Origin of the sequence: Shewanella japonica, assembly GCF_002075795.1 — a bacterium.
In the GTDB taxonomy this organism is placed as follows: domain Bacteria; phylum Pseudomonadota; class Gammaproteobacteria; order Enterobacterales; family Shewanellaceae; genus Shewanella; species Shewanella japonica.
The window spans coordinates 3,220,604-3,235,170 of the sequence record NZ_CP020472.1; the positions used below are offsets into that span (position 1 = coordinate 3,220,604).

Here is a 14,567-nt window from a genome sequence, read left to right on the forward strand (position 1 = left end):
AATAAGATGAACACGAATAAAATGAGCATTAGCAATATGAAGCTGTATCTATTAGATAACTTTGACTCATTCACCTACAACTTAGTGGATCAATTTCGTAGCTTAGGATTTGAAGTACTTATTTACCGTAATGATGTCAGTGCCGATTATTTAGCTGAAAAACTGATAGCAGAGCAAGGCCAAGCAGCATTAGTATTATCACCTGGCCCTGGCGCACCACATGAAGCTGGCTGCATGATGGAGTTAATTGCAAAAGTCGCTGGTAAAGTGCCTATGTTAGGCATTTGTTTAGGGCATCAAGCTATGGTCGAATATTACGGCGGTAAAGTTGAACGTGCGCCATTTGTCGTTCACGGTAAAGCCAGCCCTACAATTCATAATGGCGAAGGTGTATTTGCAAACTTGCCTTCTCCACTGCCAGTGGCTCGTTACCACAGCCTAGTCGCTACCCAAGTCCCCGATTGTTTGTCTGTCATTGCGACCACTGAAGACATGCCAATGGCTGTGATTCACCCACAAGATAAAGCGGTTGGTTTTCAGTTTCATCCTGAATCAATTTTAACCACGCTTGGCAGTACGCTACTGACGCAAACCCTGACTTACCTCACCCATGCAATTGAAAGCAACAATAGCCCTAAAGGAGCCTTATAATGTCTCAGCTTCAACCACTATTAGACTCTCTTTATCAAGGTAACGCCCCTACCCGTGAACAAAGTGCACAATTATTCAGTGCTATTGTCGAAGGTGAAATGGATCCTGTTGCCATGGCTGGTATGCTTGTTGCCCTTAAAATGCGCGGCGAAACGATTGAAGAAATTACAGGCGCTGCAGATGCCCTTCGTCAAGCTGCAAAACCATTTCCTCGTAGCGCGAAGTCGCTCGCTACTGGGGTGGTTGATATTGTTGGTACGGGTGGTGACGGTCATAACACCATTAATATCTCAACAACGGCCTCTTTCGTCGCAGCTGCAGCTGGCGCCAAAGTCGCTAAGCATGGTAATCGTGGCGTATCCAGTAAATCTGGCGCATCGGATGTGTTGTCACATTGCGGCATCGGCTTAACCATGACACCTGAAGCCGCCAGTCAGTGTATCGAAGACTTCGGTCTATGTTTTTTATTCGCCCCACACTACCATGCAGGCGTACGTCATGCTGTACCAGTAAGACAAGCTCTGAAAACCCGTACTATCTTTAATATCCTTGGCCCGTTAATCAATCCAGCCAAGCCAGAGTCAATGCTGCTGGGCGTATACTCACCTAAATTAATCGCTCCGATCGTGAACGTGCTTAATGCACTCAGTGTTAAACGTGCCATGGTGGTTTATGGCAGCGGACTGGATGAGGTCGCCTTACATGGCGAAACCCAAGTTGCAGAGCTTAATGATGGGCAAATTCGTTTTTACAAACTTAACCCACACGATTTAGGCGTAGAACCTGCACCGATATCGGCACTAGAAGGCGGAGAGCCAAGTGATAATGCGCTGATTACACAAGCGATATTGAAAGGTGAAGGTCAACCAGCCCACCGAGATGCCGTTGCCATCAATGCAGGTTGTGCCTTGTATGTCAGTGGTGTGTGCGACTCTGTGCAGCAAGGGACTCAACTTGCCCTTGAAACCATCAATAGCGGCAAAGCTTACGCCGTATTAACGCAACTTGCTGAAGCAAGCCAGCAAGAGGAATCTTAATCATGCCTGAAGTTGTTAATCGCACAGCGAATGAATCCAATGTATTAACCAAAATTGTTGATACTAAAGTCGCGCATATTGCTTCATTAAAGCAGCGTTACCCAGAAGCTACTCTGCAACCTAAAATATCAGACCGCAGTCTATTTGACGCTCTTAAAGCCCCTAATGCGGGATACATTTTTGAATGCAAAAAAGCCAGTCCTTCAAAAGGTCTTATTCGCCCAGATTTTGATGTCGAAGCCATCGCTGATATTTATGGTAAGTACGCCGCTGGGATTTCAGTGTTAACTGACGAGCAGTTCTTCCAAGGCGATATTGATTACATCCCACTTGTGCAGGCTCGAGTCTCTCAACCTATCTTGTGTAAAGACTTCTTTGTCGCCCCATATCAAATCAAACTGGCAGCCCATCAAGGCGCCGATGCTGTATTGTTGATGCTGTCTGTCCTTGATGATGAGCAATACAAATTACTGTCTGCAGAAGCGGCTAAATACAATTTAGATGCCTTAACCGAAGTCAGTAACCAAGCAGAACTTGAACGTGCTATTGAACTTAATGCGCGTATTGTAGGTATTAACAACCGTAACTTACGTGATTTAAGTACCGATTTAGCCACCACTGAAGCTTTAGCACCACAAATACCTAACGATAGAGTCATTATTAGCGAGTCAGGTATCTATACCAACCAACAAGTAAAACGACTCAATCCATTGGTAGACGGTTACCTTGTTGGCAGCTCTATCATGGCGCAAGACAATATCGACCTTGCCTGTCGACAGCTCATTTTTGGCCATAACAAAGTTTACGGCTTAACACGCATCGAAGACATCAAAGCGGTAGCAAATTCTGGTGCTGTATTCGGTGGTTTAATTTTCCATCCAGCATCGCCACGCAGTGTCAATGTTGAGCAAGCTGCAGAGTTAGTTAAACAAAGTCAGCAAGCACAAGTCGGCTTACATTTTGTCGGTGTCTTTGTTAACGCAGCTAATTCAGACATTGTGGCTACAGTAAAGGCGGTAGGATTATCAGTGGTGCAGTTACACGGTAACGAGTCAACCACTGAAATCAACGAGCTGAAACAGTTACTGAACGATGCGCAACTGGACTGTCAAATTTGGAAAGCCGTGAGTGTAGACAGTGAAACCAATACCCTTGGCGACAAACCACAAGGGTGCGATCGTTACTTATTAGATAGCAAAAATATCACTGGATTTGGCGGCACAGGTGAAACCTTTAACTGGCAATCGTTACTCGACACTTCTGCGATGACTTCTTCAGAACGAGAAAACAGCATGCTTGCAGGTGGGCTAACACCTGAAAACGCATTTGATGCTAACCAGCAAGGTTTTTACGGATTAGATCTCAATTCTGGTGTTGAGTCAGCACCAGGCATTAAAGATGCGCAAAAAATTGCAATGGCACTTGCCGCTATCAGAAAAAATTAATCACCATGGCTCAGAGTAGCCCTGGCATCAAACAGTTAACAATATTACGAAATAGCCAATATGGATATTTCACCTAAATTTGATAAGGAAGACCCAATGACAAAGCTTAAGCTTGACCCTTATTTTGGCGAATATGGCGGCATGTATGTCCCGCAAATTTTAGTTCCAGCGTTAAAGCAGCTAGAAACCGCATTTGTTGACGCCCAAGAAGATCCTGAGTTTCAAAAAGAATTTACTGAGTTACTGAAAAACTATGCCGGTCGCCCTACCGCATTAACCTTAACCCGTAACTTAAGCCCTAACCCTATGGTTAAAATCTATCTAAAACGTGAAGATTTACTCCATGGTGGCGCGCACAAAACTAACCAAGTGTTAGGTCAAGCATTGCTGGCTAAGCGTATGGGCAAAAAAGAAATCATTGCTGAAACAGGCGCTGGACAGCACGGCGTTGCAACGGCACTTGCCTGTGCACTGCTAGATCTTAAATGTAAGGTTTACATGGGCGCTAAAGATGTAGAGCGTCAATCACCAAACGTATTCAGAATGAAATTGATGGGCGCTGAAGTGATCCCTGTTACATCTGGTTCTGCAACCCTAAAAGATGCGTGTAATGAAGCTATGCGCGACTGGTCAGCAAGTTATGACAAAGCGCATTACTTACTTGGCACTGCAGCTGGGCCGCATCCATTTCCGACAATCGTGCGTGAATTTCAACGTATGATTGGAGAAGAAACCAAAAAGCAAATTATTGAAAAAGAGGGTCGTTTACCTGACGCTGTCATTGCTTGTGTTGGTGGTGGCTCAAATGCTATTGGTATGTTTGCAGACTTTATTGAAGAAACCGACGTTGAGTTAATCGGTGTCGAACCCGCAGGTAAAGGCATTGATACCCCACAACATGGCGCACCATTAAAACACGGTAAAACCGGTATTTTCTTTGGTATGAAAGCGCCGCTGATGCAAGATACTGACGGTCAAATTGAAGAGTCATACTCAGTCTCTGCAGGTTTGGACTTTCCATCAGTGGGGCCGCAGCACGCTTATTTGAATGCCACTGGTCGCGCACGATATGAATCAGCAACCGATGATGAAGCCTTAGAGTGCTTCCAACTGCTTGCTCGCTCAGAAGGGATTATTCCTGCGCTTGAATCTGCCCATGCCATTGCTTATGCAGTAAAAATGGCAAAAGAAGCCACTAAAGAAACAATTCTGGTGGTTAACTTATCAGGGCGTGGCGATAAAGATATCTTTACCGTCTCTGACATCTTAGAACAAAAAGCCTCAGCTGAAGCGGCGAAATAAGGACTTATTATGACTACTCGTTATCAAGCCGCTTTTGACCAATTAGCGCAAAAACAACAAGGTGCATTTGTACCGTTTGTCACCTTAGGCGACCCAAGTGTTGGCCTATCTTTAAAGATCATTAAAACCCTAGTGGATAATGGCGCAGATGCCCTTGAACTTGGCTTTCCGTTTTCAGATCCACTAGCAGATGGCCCTGTTATTCAAGGTGCTAACTTACGTGCGCTAGAGTCAGGCACAACGGTTGCTGATTGTTTCTCACTTCTATCGCAAGTCCGAGAGTTATATCCAGAAATGCCGATTGGTTTGCTGTTATATGCCAACTTAGTCTTTGCTAATGGTATCGACGAATTCTACGCAAAAGCAAAACAAGCTGGCGTCGATTCAGTATTGATTGCCGACGTGCCAGTTGAAGAATCTGCGCCATTTAGCGAAGCAGCGCACAAACATGGGGTTGCCCCAATCTTCATTGCGCCGCCGAATGCGGACAGCGACACCTTAAAAATGGTGAGTGAGCATGGCCAAGGTTATACCTACTTGTTGTCACGTGCAGGTGTAACAGGTACGGAGTCAAAAGCAGGTCAGCCAATTAATGAAATCCTTGCCAAGCTTGCCGAGTTTAATGCGCCGCCTCCGTTATTAGGTTTTGGTATCGCCGAACCACAACAAGTAAGCGAAGCCATTAATGCAGGTGCTGCTGGTGCGATATCTGGCTCAGCAGTTGTCAAAATCATTGAGCGAAATAAAGACGATGAAAAAGCTTTATTAAGTGAACTCGGCGAATTTACTCGCAATATGAAAGCGGCAACACACAAGTCATAAATAATGGTTTTACTGCGGAAAAGTTAAGCTTAAATTAAGACTAAAGATGCCACTCAACCGAGTGGCATTTTGTTTTGATGTTTATGAACTTTTATTAACCCACAATCAAGGTAAAACCGCCAAACACAGACCTGAAGCCCTTCATATCAACCTAGCAGCCATGCTAGACTCTGAGCTTACTATTTTCACTATGATTAATATAAAACCCTGTTCTATCAGTTGGGAGCAATATTAGTCTGTAAATTGACTTATTTAGGCCTTAGCATCATATGAAACAATTGCTTGATTTTCTTCCGTTGGTCATCTTTTTTGCCATCTATAAATTTTATGACATTTATACAGCAACAGGCGCACTTATCGCTGCGACAGCTGTGCAACTTATTGTCAGCTATATCCTATACAAGCAAGTTGAAAAAATGCATCTAATCACCTTTGCAATGGTGACCTTTTTTGGCACCTTGACGTTAATTTTCCATGATGACGCCTTTATCAAATGGAAAGTCACCATTGTTTATGCCTTCTTTGCTATAGCGTTATTAGTTAGCCAGCTCATCGGCAAACCTATTTTAAAAAGTATGCTCGGCAAAGAAATGAAATGCCCCGACAAAATTTGGGCAAATGTAACCTGGTACTGGGTAGCATTTTTCGTCGCTTGTGGTCTAGGTAACATCTACATTGCCTTTAGCCTGCCCCTAGAAACCTGGGTAAACTTTAAAGTATTTGGCTTAACGGCCCTGACATTAGTCAATACCGTGGTTACTGTGATGTATTTATACAAGCACATGGAACACGATGAATCGGAACAAATAAAATAATTCAAGGAACCTATCTATGTGGTACATGATTTCGTCACAAGATGTAGAAAACAGTCTAGAAAAACGCATGAGTGCACGGCCTGCTCACCTTGCAAGGTTAGAAGCATTAGCCGCCGAAGGCCGCCTATTAGTTGCTGGGCCACATCCTGCAATTGACAGTGAAGAGCCAGCCGAAGCGGGATTTACAGGGTCGCTCGTGGTAGCAGAATTTGACTCATTAGCAACAGCAAAAGCATGGGCAGACCAAGACCCATACATCGAAGCGGGTGTGTATGCGAACGTTATTGTTAAACCTTTTAAGCGAGTACTTGTGTAATGAAAATTGTCTCATTTAACATCAATGGTATTCGTGCGCGCTTACATCAACTGCAAGCATTAATTGATAGCCACCAGCCAGACGTTATCGGTTTGCAAGAAACCAAAGTACATGATGAAGCGTTTCCTGTAGCTGATGTTGAAGCCATGGGTTATCACGTACATTACCATGGCGGTAAAGCCCATTACGGCGTTGCTATGCTATCAAAGGCCGAGCCAATCGAAGTCATTAAAGGCTTTAAAGATGATGCAGAAGATGCCCAACGCCGAATGATAATGGGTAAATTCAAACAAGCTAATGGCCGCATAATTACCGTGATGAATGGTTATTTCCCACAAGGTGAAAACATCAGTCACGAAACCAAATACCCAGCTAAGCGTAAGTTCTACCAAGACTTAATGCAGCACCTTGCTGACAACCACACCCCAGATGAAGACATTGCCATTATTGGTGATATCAACATCTCACCAGTGGATTTAGACATTGGTATTGGTGAAGTGAACGCCAAACGCTGGTTAAAAACAGGTAAGTGTAGTTTCCAACCAGAAGAACGTGAATGGCTGCAACGTCTAAAAGACTGGGGCTTAGTCGACAGCTTCCGTGAATTACACCCTGAGCGCACTGAACGTTACTCGTGGTTTGATTACCGCAGTAAAGGTTTTGACGATAACCGAGGTCTACGTATTGATGTAGTCATGGTGACCAAGTCATTGTTACCACGCTTAACCGAATCTGATGTGGATTACGATTTACGTGGCATCGAAAAGCCATCAGATCATGCGCCGATTTGGAGCACCTTTTCAGACTAACAAGCTAACTTTTACCTTGTTAACGCTCAATGATAAAAAGCCTAACACTACTTGTTAGGTTTTTTTGTGCTTTAAATAGGCTTTGCGTTTACGGGCTGAGCTAAATAATCAATAACTATTGAAAAGTCACCGTATTAGATTCAAAACCTATTTCGATGTTTAATGATTTTAATTGATTGAGTCCGATAATCCCGATGACTTGATGATTAAAGCTATCGTTAACAATGACTGAGTCAAGATCGGTAACAATAAAGCGGTTTTCAAATAGTGAAGCCTTACCATTAGACACCACGACAGAATCACTCATGCTAATTGGGATCTGTTTACCATTAATATCTTGGCCATAGGCATTAGGAATAACTTCAGAAGCAATAGATAAGTCGACGGCATTCTTACGATTGATTATCGAATATTGTGAGCCAGTATCTAAAATAAGTCCCACTTCCTGCTCGTTAATATTAACCACAACGTAAGGTATACCAAAACCTGACGAAAATAAGTTGAGGTTATTCTTGGTTTCATCAAGAGTATATTGAGCCAGTAATTGAGTTTGCAGCTCAGAAAATTGCAGCCCTTTAGCGATTAATTGCAGCAGGTCAAAACCCAACAAGCCTAAATATTGTTGATTAATACCCGACAAATTATGAGTGTTGATATTAACTCTAGATAGTTCATAGCCTGATACAGTAAATCCTGACAGTTGGATTTTCTCACTAATCATCATCGCTTGCTCAGATCCAAAGCCATAGCCTTTTTCAACATCCACAGACGTATAATCATCAATACTGGACAAATATCTGCGATCTAAAACAGAACTTGAAGAGCCTGTATCTATAATCATTCGGCCGGACAAGGCTTGGATCATCACATCCAGATGGAGTTGACCATCTTCCGATTCAACAAGTGGTAAATTTTGCTTTATTTGAGTAGCGCTTACTGTGGCTGTATAGCAAGAGAAACTGAGGAATATAGCGCTTATTACAAAAGGTATTTTTATTACTGAAGATAATCTTGTTACTGAGGAATAGAGCATAGTTTAAAAAGTCCTTTTCAATATCATGAATCTATCATCGCCTAAGTTGTAATCCCTAGTTAAATAATTAATAAAAGTAGCACGACTCAATTTTGATGGCTAACTTGAAATTGACTTAAAGCATGACAAACCAAACAACATCAACGCTAAAGCCCATTTAAATGGGTGGCTATATTAATAATAAAGAAGCGAGTTCATTAGTTGGTGTTGCACCAATGAATAAAGAAAGTGGTCGCTTCAAAGGCCAACGAAAAATTCAAGGTGGACGGCATCAGGTCAGGACTGTTTTGTATATAGCAATGATGTCAGCCATACAATCAAACCCTGTTTTTAAAGAAACTTACCAACGTTTAGTCGAAGCCGGAAAACCAAAGAAAGTAGCTATTATTGCCTGTATTAGAAAGATGGTCGTGACGCTTAATTCAATGCTAAGAGATGGTGTGATGTGGGAAGCGCCAAAAGCTTGAAATTAGCTATTGGCGCCATAGTCTCTTGTTAGGAAGAACTTTTAGAAAGGCCTGCCTAGTATTAATTCGTATTTAGATGCTGGATTAAATACCTGACCTAAATCACTTTCAGGATACCACTGAGCATTAAGAAACGGTAACGGGTTTTCAGCGATATCCGTCCAACTTGCGTTAGGGAATATAGTTAAAACCCAGTGGTCACAATCCCAAGCCCCATAAACCTTTTCATTTGGTAGCCAAAGTAAAATAAATTCTGGATCATAATCTTCACAGTAATTTGTAATGCTTACAGCTGTAATCTCATAATATGCATCAATTTCGTCATCTTCAGGCGAAACCCAAACAACTCCAGATTTGATCTCTGCTAGGTTACAAATTCCGACTTTGCCCGCTTCAGCTTTTGAAACGTCGTAATCTAATTGATTGCCTTCTTTGAGATAATCACAAAGGTCAGATGGAAACTCCATTTTGTGTTCTTCCTAACGAGCTTGTAGAATTACTCGTTTAAAATTAATTGTTCAATCAATAAACAGTATATGAGTTCCTATTTTGATTCAAGCATTTAGCCTAGGTTTCATTATGATTTCAAGCATTGATTTTAAGTGGGGATAATTGCGGTTTAAGTGAAGCTTTAGACGTCACTTTTAAAGGTAAAAAGGGCTTCCCCTCTTAATGCATACTATGTTGCAGTTTCTCGATATTATGAACAAGACAATACAGTTGCCATTGGGCGTTTACTTTTTCTTGGCCTCGTAAGGTCAGTTTGTTCATGCCTTTATTGACCGTAATATTGCCAAATACTGGCTCAATACAACCGAGCCGTTTGCTGTATTGTCGTCGTCCCATCGGGCTGTCTATCTTCACTTTCATCTTATCAATGTAACTGAGCTTTTTGCGTGATTCATCATTCTTAAACTGTACTTGCCGACCCGTTTTTATCGGCGGTTTGCGCATGCATTGCTGTTGTAGCGGGCAGTTTTTACAGTCTTTTAAGTAACCACAGAATCGGGTGTACTCTTGGTTATAACTTTTAACATTGATACCACTTCGCCACATGTCATTGCCCGCAGGACAGCGGCAGGTCTGAGTGGTTTCATCATAATGAAAGTCACTAGAGGTAAATAAGCGCGGCTTGCCCTGACGTCGTTTAAATCTGCGTTTTTCTTGTTCTGTTTCGTAAGTTTCACTGTCTTTAAACAGCGGGTTTCGTTTTCTAAATTGGTTATCGGCAATGTAAACATCAAAGCCACTTTGCGCCATAAATGCCAAATTAGCTTCACTATTGAACCCGCTGTCTGCGGTGAATTTAATGGTGTGTTCGTTTGAGGGCATATCGACATGGAGTTTATCGAGCTGTTGTTTTAATTGCGTGACTGCAGGCTTGAGCGTTTGTTGTTCACCGACCGAGCCCCACGCTTTTGCTTGTAGGATGATTTGATGTTTATCATCATTTATCGCAATCCCGTTATAACCTTGTATGGTGCCTTTAGATGTCGTCATCTTGGCGCTGTCAGGATCGGTGATATTACTTTTTACAGGCTTGCCTTGACTGCCTAACTTCTCTTTGTGTGTCGCAAGGAATGTCGTAATTTTATCCGCACTTTTATCCAGCTTTTCTTTTTGCTTTAAATCTTGTGTGGCGAGCTCTTCACTTAGCCCATCTTGCGCTTGATGACGCTCAATAATACGCTGACTTGCACGCTGTAGCTTAACTCTTTTACGACCAAGTTCATCGAATGTGCCGCTCCATTCTTTACTCGCATTTGACTTCATCTTACAACCATCAATAGCGAACATATTACGACCGATTAATCCCTCTTCGTCACATATCATCAGCACTTGGGTAAAAAGGGGTTCTATTTGCTCATGCATTTTAGCCACAAACCCCGCTATAGAAGTGTAATGTGGCTGAACGTCACCGGACACACTCATGAACAAAATATTGTTTTCGCAAGCTTTGGCAATGCGTCGGCTACTGATTAAACCATGAGCGTAACCGAGTAAAATAACCTTCAACATCACAGCGGGAGAATACGCCGCTGCCCCCGTTTTATCATTGTTATACCAGGTATCAAATGTCGATAAATCAAGTTTATTCTCGATAATATAACAAAGCGCATACTCAAACGTACCAGGCAGAATTTGCTCTGAAAAATTGATGGGAATGAATTTACTTTGACAGGATAAGTCAGGCTTGTAGTTGGCCATAACAATTTACTGTAGGTGAATAATATCTATTAGATCACAGACATTGATACGCCGCAAGGTTAAAAAACAACCAGATAAGTTTATTTGTAAAAGACGTTGAAAACGTCATTTGGAGAGAAATTCTACAGCCTCAACGCCTTACTAATGGGCGAATAAATGCTTGGCTAAAATTAGCGACGAAGGAGTGCAAGCCAAGCGTTTTGCGTCCTTTTGAGTAACTTGTTAGGTGTATGTTATTGCTAAACTACCAAGCTTTTCTTTTGCTTTAAATATGTCTTTGCCTACAACAAATACACGGTACCTTGGATCATTGGGTGCGTTAAAAGCCGGAATATCATTGCGAATTGAATGTATGCCAATTTTATCCAGCATGCTTTCTAGTTCTAGCGCCTCTGCTTCAACTTTAAAAAATCCAACTAAATGCCAGTGCTCCTGTTTTAGAATGTAATCATAGAAGAACTCACAAGCCTCAGTTTCAGAATCCGATGTATAGATAGGTTTAGAATCTATTCCTCTTTCAGAATAAAAAACAGCCCATTCGCCCCATATCTTATCTATGCAGTAAGCATCACTTTGGCGTGATAACACAGCAAAGCTTTCTGGCGTACAACCTTCTGCTAATAATTTTTCAGTTAACTCTGATGCGAACACTTGATACACCTAACGCCTCGTTAAGAGGCAAATAATATGTTGGCTAAAATTAGCGACGCAGGAGCAAAAGCCAACTGTTATTTGTCCTGCTTTAACGACTTGTTAAGTGGCTGATACTCTTGATTTTACTTTATCAAAGTCTTCAATATTAGTGTTAATTTTAGAACCTAAATATATAACTACTTCACGAGCTCCAGCCCCAAGTGCTAGCTCTCGTAAAACTCTTTCTTCTATATCAGTTAGACCGCCGTCGGTTTTCTCCAATTGATGAACTATGACTCGAGGCGAAGGTTTGATTTTAGATTTATGCAAAGTGTACATCCCATGCTGCAGTATTTTCTCAGCACACATAAAGTCGGCGACAAATGATCGATTGTGTTTAAAAGGGTTAAGCACTCTAATGTTCGAGCCTGAAAGGGATTTGGCTTCCTTTCCAATTGCTTTTATTACTTCACCTTTTTTAGTGTTTTCGATTGCTATATAAGGTTCATTTTCATACGACAAATCAGAAGAGAAAGCTTTAATAGAAAGTTTGTTTTCACTTAATTCAAAAAGTAAATCATGCGAGAAAAGGCTTCTTATAAATGTAAACAATACTCTGGGCCTCCGAGCCACTTAACGCCGTTGTAACCGGCTAATAATAGTTGGCTAAAATTTGTGAGGCACGAACAAAGCCAACTGTTATTTGTTCGCGTTTACAACCTTGTTAGTTGTACGTTACTCGCCAGCCTCTAGAACCATTTGTCTAGCCCAAGTGGTCACGTTTGCCCACTTTTCATTGGTAGTTCCATTGTGCGCCCAAAACACCACCTCACCATTATTATTGATGCAATAGTAATCAGAGTTGTCTTCACAGATAGGCATAAGCTCAACAGGTAAATCGTAAAACTTTCGAGCACTCACCAATGCTTCGTATATGTCAGCATGCCTAGGAGGTTCGACGATTTCCAATGCTTCAAGTGGAGCATCTCCTAGATCATATCCAGATTTAATGAATGCCACATATTCGGGTGGAAACGTGAAACCTAGCTTTTCTTGAGCTTCTGCAATTTCAATGTCGGTAGGTATTTTCACTTCGAATTCTTTCATTTACTCTGACTCGGATTAAGTACAACTAACGCTTAACATATTGGGCAATTAATTGCTGGCTATACTGTGCGAAGCGCCAGCTAGTGAGTAATTGTCCCAGTGAGCTTGCGAACGAAATAATGTTTTTGTTAGGGTTACTGTTCACTGTAACCTCTGAATATTACTTCAACGAAAGAACCAATTTCATTAAAACCGATAAACCAATGCTTAAATTGTTCTTCCGATGTTACCTCTCCGCACTTAACTAAACTCTCGATGAGATCAGAATTTTTAACTTCATAAACACAATCATCACTTAAATCTGAGACAGCAATTTCATCACTACTTAGCATTTTAAAGTGAGGTACATCGAAAAATTTCAGAGTAACTTCTTGGGCACTCCAATTTTTGAATTTTATTGATAAATCAAAATTATTCCATTCAATCTTTGGCTGTTCTTCACAGTCAGCAGTTGATGATTTTAACTTGATAGATGTGACATCCATATCGAGTAACCCTAACAGCGTATTAGCGAGAATTCCGATAAACACCCTTAGGTACTTTACCAAAACTTGATCACTAGTAGCTCTATTTATTAATAATTTTAATAACTTAACAGCCACCATTATCTAAATCAATCAGCTTAACTATGGATAAAAACGAGAATTGAGTTAACCAAGAATTATTTGGGGTCGTTATGTGAATATTCATGATTAAAAATTTCAAATGAGATTTGGGTTATTGACAAAAATAATCATTCACTCAACGCGAAAAGGCGCTCCCAACGGTACTTATACATGATAAAGCCAATCGCCTCTCAATGAGTTAGGAAAGACTGACTTATCTCGTCAATTATGTATGCTAGTGGGCTAACGTCCCTATCTCTAGTATCACAAGCATTAACCGGTTCACATAATGGTTAATGCGCGTTCGTAAACGTGAGAAATGATTCTGCGGTTGCTGATGGCACTTCAACCATAGGCAAGTGCCCCACATCCGTCATAACGGCTAATCTGGCATGTGGAATAACCTGCTTGAGAACAGATGCCCCTGACACATGCAATACTCTATCTTTGTCTCCCCACATTACGAGTACTGGTCCTTTATAATTATTCAAGACCTTATCAAGAGGTAAATCTGGGTGCGGTTCGCCATTTTTCATTCTATGAATTTGTTCAAATATTTTGCTATTTATTGCTATATTCTCACTTACCTGACTTGCTAAATAACGAATAATTGGCGATGGGATGAATGGCGGTTCGACAAATAAAAAATCAAATAACGCTGAGAATTCCGCTTCTGTTTTCGGTAAAACAATGGGGGCTAGTCCCTTCTTAGTCGCAGCAAACATGTCACTGAATTGGGCACCTTCAACTCCAAATGGGCTTATGAGCCACAATTTATCAACAGAGTTTGGATATTGAGCAGCAAAATTTCCTGCAATGTATCCCCCATAGAACTACCTGCTAAGCTAAATTTTTCTAAGCCAATTGCCGCTGTTATTCGATGTAATCTATCGACCTGAGAAGCAACATCATAGTCTAATGCTAAATTCTTTGTGCTATTGCCAAATCCTGGTAAATCAATTGCGATAACATCAAATTGATCGACTAAGTAGCCCGATAAACGATTCCAGTTATCTTTATCTGCGCCAAAACCATGCAGTAAAACTAATTGTGGCCCGCTACCTCCTCGCAGATATTCAATTTCAAGTTCCCCAACCTTAACTCGATTAACGTCTAGGCTAGCCATACTGCGTTCAGTTTTGATTAGGTAATGAAATAATGTCGAAACTGGCGTGACGGTATACAAAAAAACTAAGCTGACACTGAGCCCCAACAATAAAAAAGTGAAACGTTTTTTCATGTAGTCAATTCCTTTTAACATTACAACAAGCCTTCCTTCACGACATTTTATAAAAACTTAAACCATAAAAAGCCCAA

The 14,567-nt window shown here is 41.3% G+C and carries 15 protein-coding genes and 2 pseudogenes; 9 read left to right on the plus strand and 8 right to left on the minus strand.

What is annotated here, in order from left to right; all coding sequences use genetic code 11:
* The first annotated feature begins 36 nt into the window (after positions 1-36).
* The 8 genes from SJ2017_RS13780 (at position 37) to xthA (ending at position 7,197) form a co-directional block, all read left to right on the plus strand.
* Positions 37-651, plus strand: coding sequence for an aminodeoxychorismate/anthranilate synthase component II (locus tag SJ2017_RS13780; protein WP_080917485.1), 615 nt, complete (start codon positions 37-39; stop codon positions 649-651).
* On the plus strand, positions 651-1,688 hold the full coding sequence (gene trpD / locus SJ2017_RS13785) for an anthranilate phosphoribosyltransferase (protein ID WP_080916124.1): 1,038 nt from the start codon (positions 651-653) through the stop codon (positions 1,686-1,688). Before SJ2017_RS13780 ends, trpD begins: the two co-directional genes overlap by 1 nt.
* A 2-nt stretch (positions 1,689-1,690) precedes the next feature.
* Positions 1,691-3,133: a bifunctional indole-3-glycerol-phosphate synthase TrpC/phosphoribosylanthranilate isomerase TrpF gene (trpCF, locus tag SJ2017_RS13790; RefSeq protein WP_080916125.1), complete on the plus strand. Its 1,443-nt coding sequence runs from the start codon at positions 1,691-1,693 to the stop codon at positions 3,131-3,133.
* A 96-nt stretch (positions 3,134-3,229) separates the two neighbouring features.
* A complete protein-coding gene (gene trpB / locus SJ2017_RS13795) occupies positions 3,230-4,435 on the plus strand; it encodes a tryptophan synthase subunit beta (RefSeq protein WP_055026449.1) in 1,206 nt (401 codons plus the stop codon).
* 9 nt (positions 4,436-4,444) lie between these two features.
* On the plus strand, positions 4,445-5,257 hold the full coding sequence (gene trpA / locus SJ2017_RS13800) for a tryptophan synthase subunit alpha (protein WP_080916126.1): 813 nt from the start codon (positions 4,445-4,447) through the stop codon (positions 5,255-5,257).
* Positions 5,258-5,526: 269 nt separating this feature from the next.
* Entirely contained in the window at positions 5,527-6,072 is a 546-nt protein-coding gene (locus SJ2017_RS13810; protein WP_055026446.1) for a septation protein A, read from the plus strand.
* Positions 6,073-6,088: 16 nt separating this feature from the next.
* Positions 6,089-6,388, plus strand: coding sequence for a YciI family protein (locus SJ2017_RS13815; protein ID WP_055026445.1), 300 nt, complete (start codon positions 6,089-6,091; stop codon positions 6,386-6,388).
* Complete coding sequence (gene xthA / locus SJ2017_RS13820; protein WP_080916128.1) at positions 6,388-7,197, plus strand: exodeoxyribonuclease III; 810 nt, start codon at positions 6,388-6,390, stop codon at positions 7,195-7,197. The genes SJ2017_RS13815 and xthA overlap by 1 nt, the downstream gene beginning before the upstream one ends.
* A gap of 115 nt (positions 7,198-7,312) precedes the next feature.
* Here xthA and SJ2017_RS13825 read toward each other — a convergent pair whose 3' ends face one another.
* A complete protein-coding gene (locus SJ2017_RS13825) occupies positions 7,313-8,038 on the minus strand; it encodes an aspartyl protease family protein (protein ID WP_167692925.1) in 726 nt (241 codons plus the stop codon).
* 359 nt (positions 8,039-8,397) lie between these two features.
* Between SJ2017_RS13825 and SJ2017_RS13830 the strand changes: the two are divergent.
* Positions 8,398-8,697: pseudogene (locus tag SJ2017_RS13830) on the plus strand (transposase); the annotation flags it as partial.
* Positions 8,698-8,738: 41 nt separating this feature from the next.
* Here SJ2017_RS13830 and SJ2017_RS13835 read toward each other — a convergent pair.
* The 7 genes and pseudogenes from SJ2017_RS13835 to SJ2017_RS21965 form a co-directional block, all read right to left on the minus strand.
* Entirely contained in the window at positions 8,739-9,164 is a 426-nt protein-coding gene (locus SJ2017_RS13835) for a hypothetical protein (protein ID WP_080916131.1), read from the minus strand.
* A 202-nt stretch (positions 9,165-9,366) separates the two neighbouring features.
* The gene (locus SJ2017_RS13840) at positions 9,367-10,905 is read right to left on the minus strand and encodes a transposase (protein ID WP_080915115.1); all 1,539 of its coding nucleotides are present in this window, start codon (positions 10,903-10,905) and stop codon (positions 9,367-9,369) included.
* 222 nt (positions 10,906-11,127) lie between these two features.
* Positions 11,128-11,565 (minus strand): SPOR domain-containing protein, encoded by a 438-nt coding sequence (locus SJ2017_RS13845; RefSeq protein WP_244899695.1) that lies wholly within the window; start codon positions 11,563-11,565, stop codon positions 11,128-11,130.
* Positions 11,566-11,658: 93 nt separating this feature from the next.
* Positions 11,659-12,150, minus strand: coding sequence for a rod shape-determining protein (locus tag SJ2017_RS13850; protein ID WP_244899696.1), 492 nt, complete (start codon positions 12,148-12,150; stop codon positions 11,659-11,661).
* A 123-nt stretch (positions 12,151-12,273) separates the two neighbouring features.
* Positions 12,274-12,645: an SMI1/KNR4 family protein gene (locus tag SJ2017_RS13855; RefSeq protein ID WP_080916134.1), complete on the minus strand. Its 372-nt coding sequence runs from the start codon at positions 12,643-12,645 to the stop codon at positions 12,274-12,276.
* Positions 12,646-12,779: 134 nt separating this feature from the next.
* Positions 12,780-13,250 carry a hypothetical protein gene (locus SJ2017_RS13860; RefSeq protein WP_080916135.1) on the minus strand — a complete coding sequence of 157 codons (471 nt, stop codon included), beginning with the start codon at positions 13,248-13,250 and terminating at the stop codon, positions 12,780-12,782.
* 293 nt (positions 13,251-13,543) lie between these two features.
* Positions 13,544-14,511: pseudogene (locus SJ2017_RS21965) on the minus strand (alpha/beta fold hydrolase).
* Between the last annotated feature and the right edge of the window lie 56 nt (positions 14,512-14,567).

Bases quoted from the DNA above. Each gene is read 5' to 3' on its own strand.
- SJ2017_RS13780 (WP_080917485.1), top strand. From the start codon at position 37: ATGAAGCTGTATCTATTAGATAACTTTGACTCATTCACCTACAACTTA.
- trpD (WP_080916124.1), top strand. From the start codon at position 651: ATGTCTCAGCTTCAACCACTATTAGACTCTCTTTATCAAGGTAACGCC.
- trpCF (WP_080916125.1), top strand. From the start codon at position 1,691: ATGCCTGAAGTTGTTAATCGCACAGCGAATGAATCCAATGTATTAACC.
- trpB (WP_055026449.1), top strand. From the start codon at position 3,230: ATGACAAAGCTTAAGCTTGACCCTTATTTTGGCGAATATGGCGGCATG.
- trpA (WP_080916126.1), top strand. From the start codon at position 4,445: ATGACTACTCGTTATCAAGCCGCTTTTGACCAATTAGCGCAAAAACAA.
- SJ2017_RS13810 (WP_055026446.1), top strand. From the start codon at position 5,527: ATGAAACAATTGCTTGATTTTCTTCCGTTGGTCATCTTTTTTGCCATC.
- SJ2017_RS13815 (WP_055026445.1), top strand. From the start codon at position 6,089: ATGTGGTACATGATTTCGTCACAAGATGTAGAAAACAGTCTAGAAAAA.
- xthA (WP_080916128.1), top strand. From the start codon at position 6,388: ATGAAAATTGTCTCATTTAACATCAATGGTATTCGTGCGCGCTTACAT.
- SJ2017_RS13825 (WP_167692925.1), bottom strand. From the start codon at position 8,038: ATGATTATAGATACAGGCTCTTCAAGTTCTGTTTTAGATCGCAGATAT.
- SJ2017_RS13835 (WP_080916131.1), bottom strand. From the start codon at position 9,164: ATGGAGTTTCCATCTGACCTTTGTGATTATCTCAAAGAAGGCAATCAA.
- SJ2017_RS13840 (WP_080915115.1), bottom strand. From the start codon at position 10,905: ATGGCCAACTACAAGCCTGACTTATCCTGTCAAAGTAAATTCATTCCC.
- SJ2017_RS13855 (WP_080916134.1), bottom strand. From the start codon at position 12,645: ATGAAAGAATTCGAAGTGAAAATACCTACCGACATTGAAATTGCAGAA.
- SJ2017_RS13860 (WP_080916135.1), bottom strand. From the start codon at position 13,250: ATGGTGGCTGTTAAGTTATTAAAATTATTAATAAATAGAGCTACTAGT.